Source organism: Cognatundibacterium oligocarboniphilum, assembly GCF_013377855.1.
Classification (GTDB): Bacteria; Pseudomonadota; Gammaproteobacteria; order Burkholderiales; family Burkholderiaceae_D; genus Undibacterium; species Undibacterium oligocarboniphilum.
This window is the reverse complement of sequence record NZ_JABXYJ010000004.1, coordinates 182,636-205,453: the sequence shown is the minus strand read 5'-3', so window position 1 is coordinate 205,453 and position 22,818 is coordinate 182,636. Positions and strand designations below refer to the sequence as shown.

Sequence of the window (22,818 nt, the reverse complement as noted above, 5' to 3'; positions counted from 1 at the left end):
TTTATGAGTTTTTCATCGTGGTAAGCTACGCGCCGAATTGACTCAATTCACACCATTCTGGCGTTGGCACTGAAAATATATTTGCTAACGAGTCATGATCTAATTAAACCAAAAACGGAGCGCAGTTTGAACACAATTCAAAACAACGGGACGCACACTATCTTAGGGCACCCCGACAGCTTATTCGTCCTGTTCTTCACAGAAATGTGGGAACGTTTTTCTTACTACGGGATGCGCGCGCTGCTGGTGCTGTTCCTGGTCACGGAAACCGCCAAAGGCGGCTGGGGCTGGACCCGCGCTGATGCCACCTCGCTGTACGGCTGGTACACCGGTCTGGTCTATCTGACCCCGATCCTCGGCGGCTATATCGCTGACCGCTTCCTCGGCAGTCGCCGTTCAGTCGTACTCGGCGGCTTCATCATCGCGGCTGGCCATGCTTCGCTGCTGTTTGATACGCCAACCATGTTTTATACCGGTCTGTCGCTGGTCGTGGCAGGCACCGGTCTGTTCAAACCGAATATTTCCGCCATCGTCGGCCAGCTGTATAACAAGGACAATGAGCATGCGCGGGATTCTGGCTACACCCTGTTCTATATGGGCGTGAATTCCGGTGCGTTTTTCGGCATTTTGTTGTGCGGCTATATCGGTGAAAAAATCTCCTGGTCCTATGGCTTCGGTCTGGCCGGGGCATTCATGATTCTGGGTGCGATCCAGTTCTATCTGGGCCAGGGTATTTTCGGCAATATCGGCTTATCCCGCGCGCAACAAACCGCGCAGGTGGCGGCACCGGCTGAACCGGAGCCCGAAGCACACATCGTAGCTGATCGCATCAAAGCAATTGCCGTATTTTCTTTCTTCACGATTTTCTTCTGGTTTGCGTTTGAACAGGCTGGCGGCTCAATGACAATCTTTGCCGCAGACTATACTGACCGCACGCTGGTCGGCACGGCGGGCATGACCTTCAAAATCATCAACAGCCTGATGACGGTAATTCCAACCATGATCCTGAGCTGGCTGCTGGTGAAACTGGCCTCCGGCACGGCCAAACGCTATCCGCTGTCCAATCTGCTGCTGGTGGTTTGCCTGGGGCTAATCTGGGCGCTGGTGCTGTGGATGCTGGACCGTGAATTCTCACTGTCGCAATCGAACGTACCCGCGACCTGGTTCGGCGTGCTGAACTCGTTCTTCCTGGTGATTCTGGCGCCGATGTTCTCGAAAATGTGGGACAAATACTGGAGCCCGAGTGGCCCGGTCAAGTTCGGCACCGGCCTGGTTCTGCTGGGTCTGGGTTTTGCAGCGCTGTCTTACGGTGCTGCCGGTATTCCGGCGGGTGCCAAAACCGCGTCAGTCAGCATGATTTTTCTGATCCTGGCTTACTTCTTCCACACCATGGGCGAGCTGTGCCTGTCGCCGGTCGGCTTGTCATACATCAGTAAGCTGGCACCGCCGCGCCTGCTGGGCCTGATGTTCGGCGTCTGGTTCCTGAACACGGCGATCGCTAATAAACTCGCCGGTCTGAGCGGTAGCTATATCGATAAAATCTCGGAAGCCTATTCGCTGTCCACCTTCTTCCTGATCTTTACGGTCATCCCGATCACAGCAGGGATTGTGATGATGCTGTTGAACAAATGGATGGCGAAGAAAATGCATGGCATCCACTAAGATTCACCGTGACGGATACGTCTGTTAAAAAAACCCGCCATTATCCGTGGCGGGTTTTTTATTGGGGAAATCCCGAAATCAAGCGCCTGCTGAATGCAGGCTGACATCAACGCTCAATCGCCAGCGCGACGCCCATGCCGCCGCCGATACACAGGCTGGCGAGACCTTTCTTGGCATCGCGACGGATCATTTCGTGGATCAGGCTGACCAGAATACGGCAACCGGATGCGCCGATCGGATGACCAATCGCAATCGCACCGCCGTTCACATTGATCTTGCTGGTGTCCCAACCCATTTCCTTGTTCACACCGATCGCTTGCGCAGCAAACGCTTCGTTAATTTCCATCAGATCGATTTCCTGATGCGTCCAGCCTGCTTTTTTCAGACACAACTGCGCTGCAGGAACAGGTCCCATGCCCATGATGGTCGGATCGATACCGGCAGAAGAATAGGCCTTGATGCGCGCCAGCACTGGCAGACCGAGTTCTGCAGCTTTTTTGGCAGACATCATGATCACGGCTGCAGCGCCGTCGTTCAGGCCGGAAGCATTACCGGCGGTAACAGTACCGTTTTTATCGAAAGCCGGGCGCAGGCCAGCCAGCGATTCCAGTGTCGCGCCGTGCTTGATGAATTCGTCGGTATCAAACACGGTTGTGCCTTTTTTGGATACCAGCTCGACCGGAATGATTTCGTCCTTGAACTTGCCGGCCTTTTGCGCGGCTTCCGCCTTGTTTTGCGAAGCCAGCGCAAATAAATCCTGCTCTTCCCGGCTGATGCTGTACTTTTTGGCGACGTTTTCAGCGGTAATGCCCATGTGGTACTGGTTGTACACATCCCACAGACCGTCCACGATCATGGTATCAACCAGCTTGGTGTCGCCCATACGGAAGCCGTCGCGCGAGCCGTTCAGCACGTGTGGCGAAGCGCTCATATTTTCCTGACCACCGGCAATGATGATGTCGGCGTCGCCAGCCTTGATGGCCTGTGCCGCCAGATGGGTGGCTTTCAGGCCGCTGCCGCAGACTTTGTTAATCGTCATGGCAGGCACCATGTCCGGCAAACCGGCTTTGATCACCGCCTGGCGGGCAGCATTCTGCCCGACACCCGCAGTCAGCACCTGACCGAGCAAGACTTCATTGATCAGGTCGCCGGAGAGGCCGGTTTTCGCCAGCAATCCTTTGATGACGATGGCGCCCAATTCGGATGCCGGAATTTTTGCCAGTGAGCCACCAAATTTACCGACGGCAGTGCGGCCGGCAGCTACGATAACGACGTCTTGCATATTCATTCTCCTGTTTTTATCAAATGACACGGTAATTGCAATAATAATTGATGTGGAACGCCAGCCTGGACTATATCCGCCAAAGATTACACCAGCTTGACCCTGGTCTGCTGACGCGCCGGAATTCCGGACGAAAAAAAGCTCCCGGGGGAGACGGGAGCTTTCGGTCAAGACCAGATCGGTGTATTGATCCGGCTTATTTCTTCTTGGCAGTTGCCTTTTCAGCAGCCTGTGTAAATTGCTGAGTGGCCTTGGTCAGGTTTTCTTCCAGTGTCTGCACAGCTTGCTTGCTTGTCTTGGACAGTTGCTCGTAACCGGCATTGATATTGCCGACTACGGTTTTCAGTGCGGTCACAGCCTGCTCGGAACCTGCCGGTGCGTTCTTGGTAACTTCATCGATCAGCGTGATCACTTTGGAGTTGGTTTCAGCGATATGCGCTTCAACTGCCTTGGTGAATTCTTGCTGGGTGGCGGAAGTGATGCTTGCCAGATGACGGCCGTATGCCAGCGCCTTTTCTGCGCTTGGCTGTACCTGTGCTGCGCTCAGGTTGAAGAATTCCTGTGGGTCTTTTGCGCTCAGCAGTTGCTTGGCAGTGGCTGTACCTTCTTCGATACTGGCTTTTGCTGCGTTGACGTTCAGGGCAACCAGTTGCTCTAGGCCTTCGAATGCTTTTTTGTTCAATGCAGTCAGGGAGGCAAACTGGGCTTCCAGGTTGGCTTTGGTGGTGGCGATAAATTGTTCAGGTGTCGTTGTCATGGCTATGCTCCGGTGTGGGGGGTTAAAATTGGCAGCGCCTTCCATGATTTCAACTTATGGTGCACCGCAACAATCACGATTCTACACGTCTTTTTGTATCGGTCAAGCACTTTTTGTGCATTGCAGCAAAATATTTTAAAATAATTTCCCGACACCGGCTTTTCATTAGTACAACAAGCCTTTATTCATGCGGCTTTCCGGATGACTCAGAGCATTTTTTCAGGTCAGTAAATTTTCTGAAAAATCTTCTTTTTCTGCCTCTAATTTGAGCAATGCCTGCTTATTTTTTAAGCCGCCGGCATAACCGGTCAATGCACCGCTGGCAGCGATCACACGGTGACAAGGCACGATAACCGAGACCGGATTCCTGCCATTCGCCGCCCCGACTGCCCGCACTGCCTGTGGCTTGCCGAGCGCGCTGGCCAGTTCGCCATAACTGCAGGTCCGGCCATAGGGAATACGCAGCAGCTCGTGCCAGACTGCCTGCTGAAACACCGTGCCCGCCGATAAATCGAGTGGAATCGTGAATTCCTGCAGGCTGCCGGCAAAATAATCCTGCAACTGCGCTGCCGTATCCAGCAACAGGGCATCCCCCGTCGTCTGCTGCCAGTCCTGCAGACCTTTGAAATGCCGGTGCCGTTCAAAATACACGCCGGCCAGTCCGCGTTCGCTGGCAGCGAGGTAAAGTTGTCCTAAGGGACTCATCCATTGCATATATTTCATCATAGTCACCTACATAGAAAGAGATTGCCACAGCCACAGTGCGGCATAGGAACGCCATGGCGACCAGTCGCTGGCCCGCGCCAGCAGCTGCTTTTCGGTACAGCGAGGATGACCGGGATGCAATGCCGCTGCCGTTTTTTGCAAGCCCAGGTCACCCGCCGGAAATGCGTCCGGAAAACGCAATGCCCGCATGGCGATGTACTGCGCCGTCCATTCGCCGACACCGCGGATAGCTTTCAGTTTCGCCAGCACCTGTTCCAGCGTGCTGCCTGGCGCCAGCTCAAAACCACCATCCAGCGCAAACCGGGCGACCTGCTGCAAACTGGCGGCACGCGCCCCCGGAATGCCGATACCGGCCAGTACTTCGGGCGGTAATGCCGCCAGCGTCGCCGGCTCCGGGAAGTGGTGCGTAATGGCGGGAAACGGCGTCGTGCAGGGCGTGCCGAAACGCTGCACCAGCCGCCCGGCCACTGTGGTAGCACCAGCGACGCTGACCTGCTGACCGAGCACGGCCCGGATCGCCAGCTCAAAACTGTCAAATGCGCCCGGCACCCGCAACCCGGGATAACGTTGTACCACCGGTGCCAGCAGGCTGTCGGCTGTCAGATGCTGGCAGATCACCGACGGATTCGCCTCAAGATCAAATTGCTGGCGAACCCTGGCCAGCAGAGGCATCAGCACCGGCGTGAGTTCCGGCGCCACCTGCAACTGGAGCTGATTTTTTTCCGGACAATGGCTGACCTGCAACCAGCCCTCATGGCCATCGAGCCGGACGCTGCGGACGTAACTGCGCTGTCCGCCCTGACCGGTCACGCACTCCAGCCCCGGCATTGCTCTGCCTTGCAGATAAGCGGCAACGGCTTCCCAGTCGTACGGCGGGCGGTATGCCAGACGCAACAGGATGCCGTCACCGCGTTGTCCTGCAGCGCGCCGGATTTCCCCCGGCGCCAGTTGATAGCGGCTCTGGAACAGCGCATTAAAACGCCGCACGCTGCCAAAGCCGGCGGCAAACGCCAGCTCCGCCATACCCAGCCGGGTTTCCTGCAGCAGTTTCTTGGCAAACAGCAAACGCTGGGTCTGCGCCAGCTCAACCGGACTCACCCCGAATTCCTGCAGCAGCACCCGCCGCACCTGACGGGACGACAGGCCGATGCGGGCGGAAAAAGATTCCAGCCCGTCCTCATTCAATGCACCTGCCGCAATCTGACGCCAGATTGCATGCGCCAGATTCTGCTGCAAAGCATATGGTGCCAGCTCGGGACGGCAGCGCAGACAGGGCCGGTAACCGGCAGCTTCGGCGGCCGCGGCGGACTTAAAAAAGGTACAAGAACTGAGGCGCGGGGTTTTAACCGTGCAGATCGGGCGGCAGTAAATCCCGGTCGTGCTGACGCCGGTAAAAAACACGCCGTCAAAGCGACTGTCTTTCGCTGTCAGTGCCCGGTAATAGTGCTGACGCCCGGCCTCATCGCCGGATCTGGCACTATCAGAGAACGGCAGGTGTGAAGCAGAAGTTTTCATTTTGCTCAGTCATGCCTGGCTGCAATAGCCGGACAAATATCTTTCATGTCAATGATCGTTGAATGGACTGGTTATCCGTCGACAATCTGTTTTACTATGGATCAATACGGCTCCGGTCATAACTACTCATCATGTTGTTGTCACTGTTGCCGACATGATTGCTTTCGCAGTGATTTTTTCAGTTCTCTTTATACGCGCCCCAACGCATTTGCTCTAGCCATTTTCGGACAAACAAGTAAAGCTGCCACCGTGAAGAATGTGTCGCACACTTTGCAAAGAATTAACCGGATCGCCAGCCGCCATCCGGAGCTGGCACTGCATTTGTTCAGGCAATATGCGATCAGGGTTGGTAAAGCGCCCACGGCACTGCCACCGGCAGAAGCCTTGCGCGAACTGGAGCGGGCGCACAACACCATTCACCGCTTGAGTGAAATCGGCAGGGAAATCACATCCAGCCTGGACCGCGATACCATCATGAACATCGTGTACCGGCATGTGCATGAGCTGATCGGCGCCGAAGTGTTTGCCGTCGGCCTGTACCGCCCGGAAAAATCTCTGATCGAATTCCCCTGCAATCTCCTGCGCGGACGGCGCATGCTGCCCTACGTGCGCGATGCCAACGACACGGACTTATTGTCCGTCTGGTGCATACAGCATCAGAAAGAAGTTTTCATCAACGATATTCACCGGGAATATGCACGCTATATCGGTCCCGACGGTTTGCGCAAGCTCACCGTTTTTGAAGCTTATCCGGAAGGCATGCACGAAGTCCTGCCGACCTCGCACATTTATGTACCGATGGTGCTGAAGGGGAAAACCACCGGCCTGATCGCGATTCAGTGCATGCACGCCAATGCGTTTCAGGAAATGCATCTGGACATGGCTAAAACTCTGGCCGCCTACACGGCGATCGCCATTGACAATGCCGATACCTATCAACAACTGGCACAGGCACAGCAGATTCTGGTGTCACAGGAACGGCTCGCGGCACTCGGCGCGCTGGTAGCCGGCGTCGCCCATGAGCTTAATACGCCGATCGGCAACAGCCTGCTGACCGCCAGCACACTGCAGGAAGAAACCCAGGAACTGACGAAAATCTTCAATGCTAATCAGTTGCGGCGTTCCGGACTGGAGAATTTTTTAGACATGCTGGCCGATGCGCAGGAATTATTGTTACGCAATCTGATGAACGCCAGCGAACTGGTCAGCAGTTTCAAACAGGTATCCGCCGATCAGGCCAGTCAGCAGCGGCGCTCGTTCAATCTGTTACAAACCAGCACAGAAATCCTGCGCACGGTGCAAAACCAGATTCAAAAACAGGGACACCATATCGTGCTGGATATACCGCCGCAAATCACGCTCGACAGCTATCCCGGCCCTTACGGCCAGATCATCACAAATCTGATTCACAATGCCTTGCTGCACGCCTTTGAAGGCCGCAGCTCAGGGCAGATGCGGTTGCAGGCCTGCCAGAGCGGCGCCGGCGAGGTCACGATCCTGTTTGCGGACGATGGATGCGGTATACCGGGAGATCATCTGCGCCGGATTTTTGATCCCTTCTTCACCACGAAACTCGGTCAGGGCGGCAGCGGCCTTGGACTCAGTATCGTGCATAACCTGGTCACCAGCATCATGCAGGGCAGCATTACCGTGCAAAGCACCCCCGGCCACGGAACCAGTTTTACACTGGTGCTGCCGCTGCACCTGCCACAGGAAATCTGAGGTTTTGCCACCTCCGGCAGACTCTCCCCCCATCTATTACAATAATAAGCTCCCGCTACCCTACACCGTCTCTGACAGAAAGCAGACCGTCATGACCGCCAGACAAGCCCCCGATCTGAAAACCGTCTTAATTGCCAGCGGTCTGGTGCTGACACTGGCCATGGGAGTACGGCACGGTTTCGGTTTCTGGCTGCAGCCGATTTCCCAGGCGCACGGCTGGACCCGCGAAACCTATTCCATGGCACAGGCGCTGCAAAATCTGCTGTGGGGCGCGTTCGGACCTTTTGCCGGCATTGCCGTTGATAAATTCGGCACCAGCCGCATCGTGATTTTTGGCGCCATCATGTATGCAGCGGGTTTGCTCTGGATGGCACTGATTAACGATCCGCTATTGTTTGTCATCGGTTCCGGCGTTCTGCTCGGCGCTGCGCTGGCCTGTACTGCATTTGGCGCAGTCAGCGGCATTATCGGCCGCACCGCACCGGCGGACAAACGTTCCTGGGCATTCGGCATTTCTTCTGCAGCCAGCTCGTTCGGACAATTTGTCATGATGCCGGTGGAGCAGCAGCTGATTTCACATTCTGGCTGGCAAACGGCGTTTTATCTGCTGGCGGCATTGCTGTTACTGGTCATACTGCCGATGGCATGGAAGCTGCGCGAACCGGACATCACCCATCATCACGGCCCCCATCAAAGCATCCGCGAGGCTATTCACGAAGCCTTTTCCCACCGGTCTTTCCTGTTGCTGGTTGCCGGCTATTTTGTGTGCGGATTCCAGGTGGTGTTCATCGGCGTTCACATGCCGGCCTACCTGAAAGACAAAGGCATCATGGACCCGAACGTAGCAGTGTCTGCGCTGGCGCTGATCGGCCTGTTCAATATTTTCGGCTCTTACTATGCAGGCAAACTCGGTGGCCTGCTGCCGAAACGTTATCTGCTGTCATCGATCTATATCAGCCGCAGCGTAGTGATCGGCCTGTTCTTGCTGGCACCGCTGTCATCGTATTCGGTCTATGTGTTTGCCGCTGCCATGGGCGTGTTGTGGCTCTCTACCGTACCGCTGACCAATGGCGTGATTGCCGGCATCTTTGGTCTCAAATACCTGTCGATGCTGTCCGGTTTCGTTTTTTTCTCACATCAGGTCGGCAGCTTTCTCGGTGTATGGCTGGGCGGCTACATCTATACCCGCATGGGCAACTATGATTTCGTCTGGGGCATTACGCTGGCGCTCGGTATTTTTGCTGCGCTGATCAATCTGCCGATCAATGAGAACCCAATCACGCGCAAGCCGGCGCTGGCAGCCTGATATGCAAGCATTGCAACCATTGCGCCAGAAACTCCGATCCGCACTGCTGCTGGTACTGCTGGCTGCAGTGCTGATCATCACGTTCCTGGCCTACCGGCAACCGGCTTTCATCCTCGATCTCGCCAACCGTTTTGTGCTGTGCTGATGGCAGCACTGGGCTGGCGGCTGACCGCGCTATCTGCTGCCGGATAAACTGGAATAAGCGGTATATCCAATAACAATGTGGTAAATCATCGATATTTTATGAAAAATTTTTTTCATAAAATAAAGTCTGATGCTATTCTTTTCAGTCTCATCGACTCTACCCGTGATCCCCATGAACAAACCACTGCTCATGCTGCTGTGTTCGGCGCTGGCCATCCAATCCAGTTCCGCTGCAGATCAGGCGGCTTCTCCTGTCTCCGCCAATTCCGCCACGGCTGCGCCGTCCCAGCTCAAAGCTGCGCTGGCAGTCAATCCGGTGCTGGCGGCCAGCACCCTGCCTTACGAACTGCCGCCCTTCGACAAAATTCATAACGAAGACTATGCCCCGGCCTTTGCCGAAGCCATCCGGCTGCATGTCAATGAAATCAATGCGATCGCCAATAATCCGGCACCGGCAAGCTTTGACAATACGCTGGTAGCACTCGAGCGCTCCGGCCAGGTTCTGGCGCGTGTCAGCGCCCTGTTCTTCAACCAGATCGCCACCAACACCAACCCGACGCTCGAAGCACTATCCGCCACACTGGCGCCGCAACTGGCTGCGCATCAGGACTTCATTTCGCTCAATGCCCGTTTATTCAAGCGCATCAGCAATGTCATGGCACAAAAACAGCAGCTGTCCCTCGACCCGGAATCAGCCCGCCTGCTGGATCGTTATTACACCGATTTCGTCCGCGCCGGTGCAAAACTGCCGGACAGTGATAAGCAAAAACTGAAAGCTATGAATGCGGAGCTGGCCAGTCTCGGTACCCGTTTCAGCCAGAATGTGCTGAAAGAAACCAACGCCGGAGCCGTGGTGGTGGATGATGTGCAACAGCTGGCCGGATTATCGGAAGGCGAAATCAATACTGCGGGCGCAGCAGCCAAAGCCAAGGGGATGGATGGCAAATACCTGATTCCGCTGATGAACACCACGGGTCAGCCTTATCTGGCAAGCCTGAAAAACCGCGCCCTGCGGCAGCGTCTGTATGAAGTCTCCATCCGGCGCGGCAGCCAGGGCGGCGCATCGGATAACCGTGCCGTCGCAATCCAGCTGGCAAAGCTGCGCGCTGAACGCGCCAGACTGCTGGGTTATCCTAATTACGCTGCTTACGGACTGGAAGACGAAACCGCCAAAACCACCGGCGCAGTCAATCAAATGCTGAAAGAACTGGCACCGGCAGCCGTTGCGAATGCCAGAAACGAAGCAGCCGAACTGCAAAAAATGATTGATGCGGAAAACGGCGGTTTCCAGCTTGCCGCCTGGGACTGGGCCTATTACACCGAGCAATTGCGCACGGCGAAATACGCGTTTGACGACAACCAGCTGCGCCCGTATTTTGAGCTGAATAATGTCTTGCAGCAGGGTGTGTTCTTTGCGGCCAGCAAGCTGTATGGCATTCAGTTCAAGGAGCGCAAAGATTTACCGGTGTATCACCCCAGCGTGCGCATCTTTGAAATTTTCGATGCCGACGGCCAGTCCATGGCACTGTTCATCGCCGACATGTATGCACGCGACAACAAGCGCGGCGGCGCATGGATGAATTCTTATGTGGAACAATCCGCCCTGCTGGGTAAAAAACCGGTGATCGCGAATCATCTCAATATCCCGCAGCCACCGGCCGGCGAGCCGACGCTGCTGACGCCGGATGAAGTGAAAACCGCTTTCCATGAATTCGGCCACGCATTACATGGTCTGTTTTCTCATGTGCGTTACCCGCGTTTTTCCGGCACCAATGTGCCGCGCGATTTTGTCGAATATCCGTCTCAGGTCAATGAGATGTGGGCCACCTGGCCTGAAGTCCTGAAAAATTATGCGAAACACTATCAGACCGGTCAGGTGATTCCGCAAGAACTGGTCGACAAAATCACCGCCAGCCATCAGTTTAACCAGGGCTTCACCACCACTGAATATCTGGCGGCATCCCTGCTTGATCAACGCTGGCATCAATTGACGCCGGAACAGATCCCGACAGATGCCTTAGCGTTTGAGAAAATGGCGCTGCAGGAAGCCGGTGTCGATTTTGCGCCGGTGCCGCCACGTTATCGCAGTACCTATTTCTCCCATATTTTCGGTGGCGGTTATGCGGCCGGTTATTACGCCTATCTGTGGAGCGAAGTGCTGGATGCCGAGTCAGTAGAATGGTTCCGGGAGCATGGCGGGCTGACGCGACAGAATGGCGACTGGTTCCGTCAGCAATTGCTGTCGCGCGGCGGCAGTATCGATCCGATGGATTCTTTCCGCCAGTTCCGTGGCCGCGATCCGCAAATCGCCCCGCTACTAAAGCGACGTGGCCTGACGCCAGTCACCATGACACACTGAGTTCTATGACAAGAGCTTGCACCTGCAGGCTCCAGGAATAAAAACAGGGAGAACGCCATGACAGCGCCCTCCCTGTTTTTATTCCTGCGATCTGAAACGGATTATTCCAGTTTCCAGACGAAATCCACCTTCGCCCATGTCTGATCCGGCTTGCCGTCTTTGGTGCCGGGTTTGAATTTGCACTGGCTCAGGGCTGTGATGGCCGCCTTATCCAGACTCTTGGAACCACTGGATTTTTCGATCTTGGAATCCATCACTTTACCGTCCGTTCCGACCAGGAATCCCATCGTCACTGTGCCGGTTTCTTCGTTCATCAGCGCTGCTTTCGGATACTTAGGCGGATCGCAGGACTTATTGTCCATGACCGGAGCGGTTTCTGCCGCCATGACCGATACCACTGTCGTCATGAGTAATGTGGATATGAATAAAGAAGGTGAAAATTTCATCATCATGTCTTTTCTGGTAAAAATAAATTAGTTTCGATGGTTGTATTCAGATCAGTAACAATCCATGCCGGTGAATCCCGCTATATGGCCTTTATGCCGGAGCATCACGCCTGTCAGAACTCCTCCCAGCCATCATCGGAAGAAGTCGGCTGCGGTGCCGCTTTTTTAGCGGCCGGTTTCGCTGCAGGTAAAGACTTTGCCCGGCTCACTCTGGATTTTGGTTTCACGACCTTTGCCGCCGGCTCGATTCTGAGTGACGGGGCAACGGGTGCGGCCTGCGCAGCAGGCGCTGCCGGTTTGAACAGATGGTGCTCATTCACGTCCAGTCTGAATACGCTGACCACATTCGCCAGCTCTGCCGCCTGATCCTGCAAACTCTGTGCTGCTGCCGCTGCCTGTTCTACCAGCGCCGCATTTTGCTGGGTCACACCATCCATTTCAATGATTGCATGGTTGACCTGCTCAATCCCGGCGCTTTGCTCCTGGCTGGCCGCAGTAATTTCAGCAATGATATCGGTGACATGCTTGACGCTGCTGACCACCTGATCAATCGTCACACCGGCCTGTCCGACCAGTTTAGTACCGATCTCCACCTTTTCAACAGAGGTATCGATCAGCGTTTTAATTTCCTTCGCTGCGGCTGCGCTGCGCTGCGCCAGATTGCGCACCTCTGCTGCCACCACCGCGAAACCGCGGCCCTGTTCGCCGGCACGTGCCGCTTCCACCGCGGCATTCAGCGCCAGAATATTGGTCTGGAACGCGATGCCGTCAATCACGCTGATGATATCCACGATCTTTTTCGAGGATTCATTGATGGCACCCATCGTATCAACCACCTGCGCCACCACCACCCCCCCCTGACGGGCGACTTCCGAAGCGGATGCTGCCAGCTGGTTTGCTTCACGTGCGTTATCTGCGTTCTGCTTCACTGTCGTGGTCAGTTCACGCATGGACGAGGTGGTTTTTTCCAGCGAGCTGGCCTGTTGCTCAGTGCGGGAAGACAAATCCAGATTGCCGGTCGCAATTTCGCTGGATGCTGTCGCAATCGTGTCAGTGCCGGAACGAACCTGAGAAACGATATTCACCAGGCTGTCGCGCATGTTTTTCATTTCATAAATCAGGCTGGACTGATCACCGGAAGTGACATCGATCGGTGCAGTCAGCTCACCGGCAGCAATCTGGCCAGCGATCTGTGCCGCATAATCCGGCTCGCCACCTAATTGTTTCAGCAAGCTGCGGCTGATGTAAAACGCCGCAGCAATACCGCCTGCCAGCGCCAGCCCACCCAGGATCAGCATCATCGTGGTGGCAGCCTTGAACGCAGAATTCGCTTCTTCGGCGACCTGCGCATTGAGCTTGTCTTCCAGAGTGACCAGCTCATCGAGCGCATCCAGCCAGCTTTGCTGCACCGGACGGACTTTTTTGATCAGTGTGATGGTGGCGACTTCCGGATTATTCGCCAGCCCCAGTTCCTGGGCTTTCGCCGGCAATGAAGCGGCTGCAACTTCGCGCTCTTTCAGCTTGTCGAGCAATGCTTTTTTACCGTTGGAGGAAGCCGCTTCGGTCAGCGCCAGTTTCTGCAACTTGTCGTTGGCTTCGGCATATTTCTTGGACTGGTCGGCAATTTTTGCCAGGTCCTTTTCCATATCGGCGGCGTCGTTCAGTAAAGTCAGGTTACGCAGCGAAACCATGCGGTCATACACGATCGCCCGCATATCCAGCACCAGGCGGGTTTCCACATTGCTGACACTGACGATGTTGTCGAGTCGCCCCTGAATCTGCGCCATGCGCACAACACCGACGGCAGTCAGTGCAATCAGGAATACCAGAACCAGAGCAAAACCCAGCCCCAGACGTTTGCTGACGGTCATTTTGGATAAATTCATTTACGTGTCGGGTCTGAAAAAAGAGTTAAAACAAAAAGCGGCGATGCTGCTGCACTTTTACCTGAGCCCACTGTCCGGCTTTAACACCACACCGTGACGGAGCAATCAATCAATTTGTAACTGCAAGTGACAAATATACTGTAATTTTGCTTCATAGCAATGGCTTTTTTATGGAATTTCACTCTCACGAACCCCGTTTTTCGAATGTGACACGTAATCATTATCCCGGGTCGTATTCAAAAATGAATGCCTGTTTTTTAAGCAAATAAATTATCCCCTGCGATCTTTCCCGTCCACTGAACTTTCTTTGTTTTTCGCTGTGTTTTTCAGTGCGCATCAGGCTTTCATTTTTCTTTTGATATGCGGCATCATGGTTTTGATATAGATTGCGCTTATCGGGATGCTAATCTTAAAAATCATCGGAAATCCGCATCATCTGCGATTTCACAACGGTATTTCATGATTATTTTTATTCGGAATTTCCATGTCTGACCCGATTCGTTATTTTTTTAAACATCAAATTCACGAAATCCGGGATTTGCCGGTTACCCGCACCCTGCTGCAGCATCTGCGGGAAGATCTGCACTGCACCGGCACCAAGGAAGGCTGCGCGGAAGGAGATTGCGGGGCTTGCACCGTCGTGACGGCGGAATTGCATCAGGGTCAGGTCCGCATGAAATCAGTCAATGCCTGCCTGCAACTGTTGCCAGCATTGAACGGTAAAGCCATTTTTACCGTTGAGGATCTGCGGCGGGGCCAGTCACTGCATCCAGTGCAGCAGGCGATGGTCGAATGCCATGCGTCGCAATGCGGTTTTTGCACGCCGGGGTTCGTGATGTCCTTATGGGATTTGTATCTGCGGCGAGCGGAAGACAGCGCTCCATTGCAACGGCAGGACATCAATCAGGCACTGTCAGGCAATCTGTGCCGCTGCACGGGCTACCGGCCTATCATTGATGCGGCTTACCGCATGGAAGAATTACCGCGTCAGCATTTTGATACACAACCCGTCGCAGCCGCGCTGCACCAGTTGGAACTTGGCGAAACCTTTTGCTATACCCATCAGGGGCAACATTTTTTTGCCCCGCATTCACTCGAAGCGCTGCTCGCGCTGCGCCAGCAATATCCCGATGCCTGTCTGCTGGCCGGAGGCACCGATATCGGCTTATGGGTCACCAAGCAATTCCGCCAGCTCGGGCACCTGATTTATCTGGGGCAGGTGGCCGAACTCCGGTCGCTCAAAGCGGATGCGTACTGGCTGACGATTGGTGCAGCCGTCACGCTGGATGAGGCATATCGCGCGCTGTGCCACTACTACCCGGCAGAACTCGGTGAGCTGCAGCAGCGCTTTGCCTCGCTGCCGATCCGTCATGCCGGAACGCTGGGCGGTAATGTTGCCAACGGTTCGCCGATCGGGGATTCCATGCCCTGGCTGATTGCGCTCGGTAGTCAGGTGATCCTGCGCGGTCAGCAGGGCGAACGTGCACTGGCGCTGGAAGATTTTTATCTGGCGTATCAGCAGAAAGACCTGCGGCCAGACGAAATCGTGGCGGCAATCCGGGTACCTTTACCTGTCAGCAAGCAGATTTTCCGCACCTATAAACTGGCGAAGCGGTTTGATCAGGATATCTCTGCCGTCTGTGCCGCGTTCTGCGCAACGCTGGAAGACGGCAGGCTGCATCAGGTACGGATTGCATTCGGCGGCATGGCAGCCACACCAAAGCGCGCCGCAAAAACCGAAGCAGTCCTGAATCAGGCAGTCTGGAATGAGGATAGCGTGCATCAGGCAATGCAGGCACTGGCCGCTGATTACACGCCGTTGTCGGACATGCGTGCTTCTGCAGAATACCGCCTGCAGGCAGCGCAAAACCTGCTGCGTCGCTTCTGGCTGGAAACCAGGCCGGAGAATCCATTGCCAGCCCATGCCCTGCAGGTATCGGGCACAGAAATCAGGGAGCAGCCGGTATGAGCCAGACAAGCAATCTCTCTCCCACAACAGAGCTGGAATGGACAGAAGCAGGCCGCCCGCATCCGCATGAATCCGCCGTGCTGCATGTCTGCGGCAACGCCAACTACACCGATGATCTGCCGGAACTGCAAGGCACGCTGCACGCTGCACTCGGGCTGTCTGCTCAGGCGCATGCGGTGATCGGTAATATGAATCTGGAACGTGTGCGGCAGGTGCCGGGCGTGGTTGCCGTATTCACCGCGGCGGATTTTCCCGGCGACAATCAGTGCGGTCCTATCATCCGGGACGATCCGATTCTGGCAGCAGAAAAAGTGCATTACGCCGGACAGCCCCTGTTTGCGGTGGTGGCCCAGACGCACGAGCAGGCGCGCCGGGCGGCGCGTCTGGCAGATATCACCTATCATCCTTTGCCCGCCGTGTTACATGCGCGGGAAGCCGATGCTGCCGGCAGCTATGTGCTGCCGCCAATGCACTTGCAACGTGGCAACCCGGAGACGGCACTGGAACAGGCGCCATTACGGCTGCGCGGTCAGTGGCAGGTCGGCGGTCAGGAACAATTTTATCTGGAAGGACAGATTGCCTATGCCATTCCGGCGGAAGGCGAAGGGATGCATGTCGTATGTTCGACCCAGCATCCCAGCGAAATGCAGCATGTGATCGCCCGTGCGCTTGGACTGGCTTCCCATGCGGTGCGGGTTGAATGCCGGCGTATGGGCGGCGGTTTTGGCGGCAAGGAATCGCAATCCGCCCTGTGGGCCGGGGTTGCCACCCTGTGTGCGCATCATTTGCGCCGTCCGGTCAAACTGCGGGCAGACCGGGATGACGACATGCTGGTCACCGGTAAGCGGCATGACTTCCATTACGATTACGATATCGGTTTCAATGCCGACGGGCGCATTCTTGCCGCCCGTATCGGCATGATTGCCCGGGCGGGTTTTTCCGCCGACTTATCCGGCCCGGTTGCAACGCGGGCGGTGTGCCACGTAGACAATGCGTATTACTTATCCGATGTCGATATCCGTGCAGTCTGCGCCCGGACCAATACGCAGTCGAATACCGCATTCCGCGGCTTCGGCGGGCCACAGGGTGCGATTCTGATTGAATATGTGATCGATGAAATCGCCCGTCAGCTTGACATGGATCCGCTGGATGTGCGCACACATAATTTCTACGGTCGCAATGATGACGAAGGCCGCAACATCACGCATTATGGTCAGAAAGTGGCCGATAACGTAATCCATGAGCTGGTCGCCGAACTGGAAAGCAGCAGTGATTACCGGCAACGGCGCACGGCGATTGCGGCATTTAATGCTACCAGCCCGGTTCTCAAAAAAGGTCTGGCGCTGACACCGCACAAATTCGGTATTGCGTTTAACGTCACGCATCTGAATCAGGCTGGCGCGCTGGTGCATGTGTATCTGGATGGCTCGGTCAGCGTGAACCACGGCGGTACAGAAATGGGACAAGGTTTGCACACCAAAGTTGCCCAGGTCGTGGCGCATGAGTTGGGTATCCCCTTGTCTGCGGTGCGTGTCAGCGCTACCGATACCGACAAGATTGCCAACACTTCCGCCACCGCCGCATCCACCGGTGCGGATCTGAATGGCAAGGCAGCGCAGGATGCCGCGCGCCAGATCAGGCAAAAACTGGCGCAGCTGGCGGCGAGCCGGTTTGGCGGTATGCCGGATCAGGTTCGTTTTCACGCCGGCACAGTGGTGTGCAATGAGCAGCGGTGCAGCTTTCTGGAACTGATACAGCATGCCTACCTGGCACGGGTGCAGCTCTGGTCCGACGGCTTTTACGCCACCCCGGATCTGCACTGGAATGGCAATACCATGACCGGACATCCCTTCTCTTATTATGCTTACGGTGCAGCGGTATCCGAAGTGATCGTCGACACGCTGACCGGCGAGTGGAAGCTGCTGCGGGCCGATATTCTGTACGATGCCGGGCAATCGCTGAATCCGGCGATCGATCAGGGCCAGATCGAGGGAGCCTTCATACAGGGCATGGGCTGGCTGACTACCGAAGAACTGGTGTGGAACAGTCAGGGCAAACTCACCACACACGCACCGTCAACCTATAAAATTCCGGCCATCTCCGATTGCCCTGCCGATTTTCGTGTGAAACTGTTTGCCAATCGTAATGTCACTGACAGCATTCACCGCTCAAAAGCGGTCGGCGAACCGCCATTACTGTTGCCCTTTTCGGTATTTTTCGCCATCCGTGATGCCATCGCCAGCGTATCGGTGCACCGGCGCAGCCCGCCGCTGACGGCACCCGCCACGGCGGAATCTATTCTGCGGGCAATCCATGCCATGCACACTTCCGAATGAACTCTGAAACAATACATGCCTTATGACCATTACCGACGCCTTCCGCGCCAGCATCCTGTATTTCACGGATGACCCCGCCTGTAATCCAGATGCCATGCACTGGCACAGCGACGGCCTGTTACTGCTCAGCGGTGAAAAGATCGCTGCTGCGGGCGACTACCACCTGCTCAAAACACAGTTGCCACCTGAACTGACCGTCAGCCACTGGCCCGGAAAAATCCTCTGCCCGGGGTTCATCGACACCCATGTGCATTACCCGCAAACCGACATGATCGCCTCCCCTGCGCCCGGTCTGCTGCCGTGGCTGGAGACCTACACCTTTCCGACCGAACGCCGGTTTCAGGACAGCGAGCATGCGCATGAAGTCGCCGACTTTTTTCTGGATGAACTGCTGCGCAACGGCACCACCACCGCTATGGTGTATTGCACAGTCCACCCTGAATCTGTCGATGCCTTATTTATCCAGAGCGAACAAAGAAATCTGCGCATGGTGGCAGGCAAAGTGATGATGGACCGGCATTGCCCGGATTTTTTACGAGATACGGCAGAAACCGGCGCCCACGAAAGCGAAGCGCTGATCCGGAAATGGCACGGACGCGGCCGCCAGCTGTACGCGATCACCCCACGCTTCGCACCAACCTCCAGCGAACGGCAACTGGTACTGACCGGTGAACTGGCCAGCCAGTATCCCGACACATTTATCCAGACCCACGTGGCGGAAAACAAGGATGAGTGTCACTGGGCGCGTTCGCTGTTTCCCAAAGCGCGCAGCTATCTCGATATCTATGACCAATGCGGCCTGATGCGACCCAGAGCCATGTATGCGCATTGCATCTGGCTGGATGAAACCGACCGCAGACGGATGGCAGAAACCCAATCAGCGATTGCACTGTGCCCGACGTCTAATCTGTTTCTGGGCAGCGGCCTGTTTCATTTTGAACCCGCCATCGCTGCGAAAATCCCGTTGTCCATCGCCACCGACATCGGCGGTGGAACCTCCTTTTCCATGCTGCAGACGATGAATGAAACATACAAAATTGCCCGCATGGGAGGCCATTACCTGCCCGCTGCATCGATGTTCTATCTGGCGACTTTAGGCGCGGCACGCGCCATGCAACTGGAAAATACAATAGGCAGCTTCACTCCCGGCAACGAAGCTGATTTTATCGTGATCGACCCGCAGGCAACCCCACTACTCGCCCGCCGCAGCCAGCATCTGAACTCACTGGAAGAACAATTATTCGTACTGGCGATGCTGGGGGATGACCGGTGTGTTGAAGCCACCTATATCTGTGGCAAAAAGTATATTTCTTAAACCACTTCTTAAACCCAATATATCAATGAAAAAGCCCCTTCTATAAAGAAGGGGCTTCAACAAAAAACTACTTATTTACGTCAAATTACCAGAATTTGTACTTCGCGCGCAAATAGTAAGTTCTTCCTAATGGGTTAGTGAAGCTAGCGTCATAACCTGTTTGGAAGTTGGCACTTGTACGGGAAGATGGAGGATCTTTGTCCATCAGATTCTTAATACCCAGTGCGATATCCAGATTTTTCACGCCTTTCCAGCCCAGTGTTGCATCAAATGTTTCATATGGAGCAACCATTCTATCTGCAGGATAGTTAGTGCCACCGACAGCGGCTGGATCAGTGAAGTCATGATAACCCGCAGTAAAGTTTTGAGTCAAAGACCCAGTCCACACGCCACGATTCAATGCGAATGTCAAAGCGTGACGCCATCTTGGTGCTGGACCAAAATCTTGGTAAGTACCAACATCACTGACTTCTGGGCTTCCTTCATACTGATAACCGTGTTTTGTGTAATAAGTACCATCAAAATTGATGGAAAGGTTACCAATAGATTCCAATTTCGTTTTGAAATTGAGGTTAACATCAATACCCGCTGCAAAGAACGCACCCGCATTCACCAACGGCAAATTAATGTAAGCTAATGGGAAGTTCGGATTCGTGCTGCCTTTAATTGCACCAGTCTGATTACCGTCATCTACCCAACCATTCGGGAACTGAGCTGGGTCATAACGATAATAATTGGCAGAGTATGCAGATGGGTTACCCAGTGCAGAATTCTCAGACAATTGCTGAATTGCATCAGTAATCCTGACATTCCAATAGTCAATCGAACCACTAAAGCTGGAAGTCGGCTGGAATACCAAACCTAAAGAGTATTGCTTGGACTTTTCAGGTTTCAAATTAGTATTACCAGACGTTGCCGTATTCAACTGAACATTACATTCATCTTGCAAGGCACCAACCGGATTAACGCTATTAACCGGCACACCATTCGGGCAGCGAACAGGATCACTGAAGTTACTATTTGTATTATTTCCTGTTGTGAATGGGCGAAGATTTTCATACAAGGTTGGAGCACGGAAGCCAGTTCCCCAAGAACCACGCACCAGCATCGATGCATTCGGTTTGTATGTCAACCCGAGTTTTGGACTTACTTTACTGAAAGATGTTCCAAAACCATTTTTATAGGAATCGTAACGAGCAGCTAAGTTAGCCTCTAAATCTTTATAAACTGGGATTGTCGCTTCTGTAAATAAGCCAGTCACGTTACGATCACCAACCACACTTGGGATTGGACCAGCGCCACCAACCTGGTCACCACTTGCCAGAACAGGTGCAGAGAACTGATTCAAATCTTCTTTGCGGTAACTCATTCCCAATGCAAGACCTACTGGACCATAGCTTGTCTGGGTAATTTCTTTAGAAATGCGAACATCAAATTCTTTTGCCTTTGACGTACCGTTATTCTCCAGTTGCCCGGTCAGTAATGCGGTCTGTAACGCCGCCAGACTTTGTGAATCTTGGGAACCGAACACATTAATCTGCCCAGACTTCACTAATGGCGTCAGTTTAGCGTAACTGAACTGACCATTACCAAAAGAAATCGTGACATCGTTTTTAGAGTACGCGAACGCTGTTTCATAATCCCAACCAGCAATCACACCTTTCGCGCCAATCAAAATACGCTGGCTCTTGGTATCGGTAACGTCCTGACGACCGCCACCAGCAACAGTACGCCAGGTACCGGACATTGGGCCTGTCGGAGTCACAACGATATCCGATGTTAATACTGTCCCGGCAGGTAATACTGTCCCATTTGCCAACTTATAGTCTTTTGGTACTGTATAACCCTTAGGAATTGTAAAACTTGTTGGGTAAAAGCGTCCATTGACAGGATAAGTCATGTTCACCGTATATGGAGCTGGTGAATAGGTTGCAGTCATCTTGTCTTGAGTGCCAGTAACCTCGGCAAACAATTCATGGTCATCATTGATTTTCAAAGTTCCGCGTGCAACCACATTGTCATGTGTCTGTTTTGGAATCAAATCGATATATTTAACATAATCGGTACCGCAAGCTTTCGCATTACGAATAACCAGCGAGAACTCAGTGTTATTACAGCCGTTGTAACGTAATGGATTAACACCCGTATAGCTGTTTCCAAGCGTATCGCTAAAATTGAAGTTAGGAATACCGTTACGTGGAGAAGCTTTGTTAATTCCCAGGTCTGGACGATTTGCTGTTGTCGCAAATCCACGATCCTTTGCCTTGAGGACATCATCATTTTCATGATTAGCACTGAAAAGGACGTTGAAGCCTTGCTGGCTTAAATCACCATAGCCACCTGTCACATTAAAGCTACGTGTATCGCCGCCACCCTGATCAACTTTCGTACCGTAAATCGAAGCTTCCAGGCCTTGGTAATTTTTTTTCAGGATGAAGTTAATCACACCGGCAACAGCGTCTGCACCATACACCGCTGAAGCACCATCCCTCAACACCTCAATCCGCTCGATAGCCGACAATGGGATCGAATTCAAATCCACTGGGTTACTACCGATAGCGTAGTTCGCTAAACGACGGCCATTCAACAGTACCAATGTGTATTTGGAACCAAGCGCTCTTAAATTGGCTGTAGATGGCGCACCTGTAGCGCCGACGTTGTTCGCAACAACGCCACCACCAAAGTTGCCCGGAATCAAATTCACGAGGTCTTGTGCAGTTGTTGCACCAGTACGTTCAATGTCTTCACGTTTCATGACAGTAACAGGCAAAACACCTTCACTCTCAACACGTTTAATCGAAGACCCTGTGATTTCAACACGTTGCACTTCCTGTGCCATTACGGGATGCGCAATTGCTCCAAAAGCTACGCTACCTGCAAAAATTGTACGCACGGATCTGGATATTATTTTTTCTACCATGACGGATATTCCTCCAAAGAGATTCTTTTTAACTTCTCAATCTTCAATTTCCGCTCAACCAGATTTTTCCCTGATTGATAAAAAATGATTTTTACAAATATTTAGTCAGAAACAACTTAATGACTTTTGCTTATATAAACTACAGTAAGTTACATAAGTTTTTTGAAAAAATATTTATGCTCAATGGAACCATCTTGCTCATTTGAGTGTCAAGCCGCTCCTTGAAGAGTACGAGCAAAAAAACCACAGCAAATATTTTTTATTAACGTGAATACATATTAAAGAAAACCATCTCTTTTTTCGCTCAATCTTAGTGCAAAAATAAAGACCTCTTATTTATTCCATGAAAAATTTCGTAAAATAGTTTTCATGCAAAATTATGTTTAAGAGAATCCTTAGTGCAAATGTCTAAATTTATTTGTATCGAATATAAAATTTAGACATCCTTTTTTTTACTAAGAATTAATTTCTCT

The 22,818-nt window shown here is 53.6% G+C and carries 15 protein-coding genes; 8 read left to right on the top strand and 7 right to left on the bottom strand.

The features are described 5' to 3' along the window. Positions 1-126: 126 nt before the first annotated feature. Positions 127-1,662: a peptide MFS transporter gene (locus tag HV832_RS08205; RefSeq protein WP_218131994.1), complete on the top strand. Its 1,536-nt coding sequence runs from the start codon at positions 127-129 to the stop codon at positions 1,660-1,662. A gap of 106 nt (positions 1,663-1,768) precedes the next feature. On the opposite strand, the gene HV832_RS08200 is transcribed toward HV832_RS08205, so the two are convergent. The 4 genes from HV832_RS08200 to HV832_RS08185 form a co-directional block, all read right to left on the bottom strand. Next, a complete protein-coding gene (locus tag HV832_RS08200) occupies positions 1,769-2,944 on the bottom strand; it encodes an acetyl-CoA C-acetyltransferase (protein WP_176803071.1) in 1,176 nt (391 codons plus the stop codon). A gap of 196 nt (positions 2,945-3,140) precedes the next feature. Next, positions 3,141-3,701, bottom strand: coding sequence for a phasin family protein (locus tag HV832_RS08195; protein WP_176803070.1), 561 nt, complete (start codon positions 3,699-3,701; stop codon positions 3,141-3,143). Positions 3,702-3,920: 219 nt separating this feature from the next. Continuing rightward, positions 3,921-4,427 (bottom strand): methylated-DNA--[protein]-cysteine S-methyltransferase, encoded by a 507-nt coding sequence (locus HV832_RS08190; RefSeq protein WP_176803069.1) that lies wholly within the window; start codon positions 4,425-4,427, stop codon positions 3,921-3,923. 6 nt (positions 4,428-4,433) lie between these two features. Next, positions 4,434-5,942: a DNA-3-methyladenine glycosylase 2 family protein gene (locus HV832_RS08185; RefSeq protein ID WP_176803068.1), complete on the bottom strand. Its 1,509-nt coding sequence runs from the start codon at positions 5,940-5,942 to the stop codon at positions 4,434-4,436. Between the two features lie 249 nt (positions 5,943-6,191). Here HV832_RS08185 and HV832_RS08180 point away from each other — a divergent pair, with 249 nt between their 5' ends. From HV832_RS08180 to HV832_RS08165, 4 genes are all read left to right on the top strand, one after another. Continuing rightward, entirely contained in the window at positions 6,192-7,664 is a 1,473-nt protein-coding gene (locus tag HV832_RS08180; RefSeq protein ID WP_176803067.1) for an ATP-binding protein, read from the top strand. Between the two features lie 91 nt (positions 7,665-7,755). Then, positions 7,756-8,970, top strand: coding sequence for an MFS transporter (locus HV832_RS08175; RefSeq protein WP_176803066.1), 1,215 nt, complete (start codon positions 7,756-7,758; stop codon positions 8,968-8,970). Between the two features lies 1 nt (position 8,971). After that, positions 8,972-9,115: a hypothetical protein gene (locus HV832_RS08170; RefSeq protein WP_176803065.1), complete on the top strand. Its 144-nt coding sequence runs from the start codon at positions 8,972-8,974 to the stop codon at positions 9,113-9,115. 171 nt (positions 9,116-9,286) lie between these two features. Beyond that, the gene (locus HV832_RS08165) at positions 9,287-11,473 is read left to right on the top strand and encodes a M3 family metallopeptidase (RefSeq protein ID WP_176803064.1); all 2,187 of its coding nucleotides are present in this window, start codon (positions 9,287-9,289) and stop codon (positions 11,471-11,473) included. Positions 11,474-11,574: 101 nt separating this feature from the next. On the opposite strand, the gene HV832_RS08160 is transcribed toward HV832_RS08165, so the two are convergent. After that, positions 11,575-11,922 (bottom strand): energy transducer TonB, encoded by a 348-nt coding sequence (locus HV832_RS08160; RefSeq protein WP_176803511.1) that lies wholly within the window; start codon positions 11,920-11,922, stop codon positions 11,575-11,577. Positions 11,923-12,032: 110 nt separating this feature from the next. Beyond that, positions 12,033-13,805, bottom strand: coding sequence for a methyl-accepting chemotaxis protein (locus HV832_RS08155; RefSeq protein ID WP_223827177.1), 1,773 nt, complete (start codon positions 13,803-13,805; stop codon positions 12,033-12,035). Between the two features lie 484 nt (positions 13,806-14,289). Here HV832_RS08155 and xdhA point away from each other — a divergent pair, with 484 nt between their 5' ends. From xdhA to guaD, 3 genes are read left to right on the top strand one after another with little or no spacing between them, the layout of a single operon-like run. Further along, complete coding sequence (gene xdhA / locus HV832_RS08150; RefSeq protein ID WP_176803063.1) at positions 14,290-15,774, top strand: xanthine dehydrogenase small subunit; 1,485 nt, start codon at positions 14,290-14,292, stop codon at positions 15,772-15,774. Beyond that, positions 15,771-18,110 (top strand): xanthine dehydrogenase molybdopterin binding subunit, encoded by a 2,340-nt coding sequence (gene xdhB, locus HV832_RS08145; protein ID WP_176803062.1) that lies wholly within the window; start codon positions 15,771-15,773, stop codon positions 18,108-18,110. The genes xdhA and xdhB overlap by 4 nt, the downstream gene beginning before the upstream one ends. A gap of 22 nt (positions 18,111-18,132) precedes the next feature. Beyond that, positions 18,133-19,425, top strand: a complete 1,293-nt coding sequence (guaD, locus tag HV832_RS08140; RefSeq protein ID WP_176803061.1) for a guanine deaminase — start codon at positions 18,133-18,135, stop codon at positions 19,423-19,425. 85 nt (positions 19,426-19,510) lie between these two features. Here the strand turns inward: guaD and HV832_RS17495 are convergent, their stop codons facing one another. Beyond that, positions 19,511-22,345, bottom strand: a complete 2,835-nt coding sequence (locus HV832_RS17495) for a TonB-dependent receptor (RefSeq protein ID WP_176803060.1) — start codon at positions 22,343-22,345, stop codon at positions 19,511-19,513. Positions 22,346-22,818: the final 473 nt, after the last annotated feature.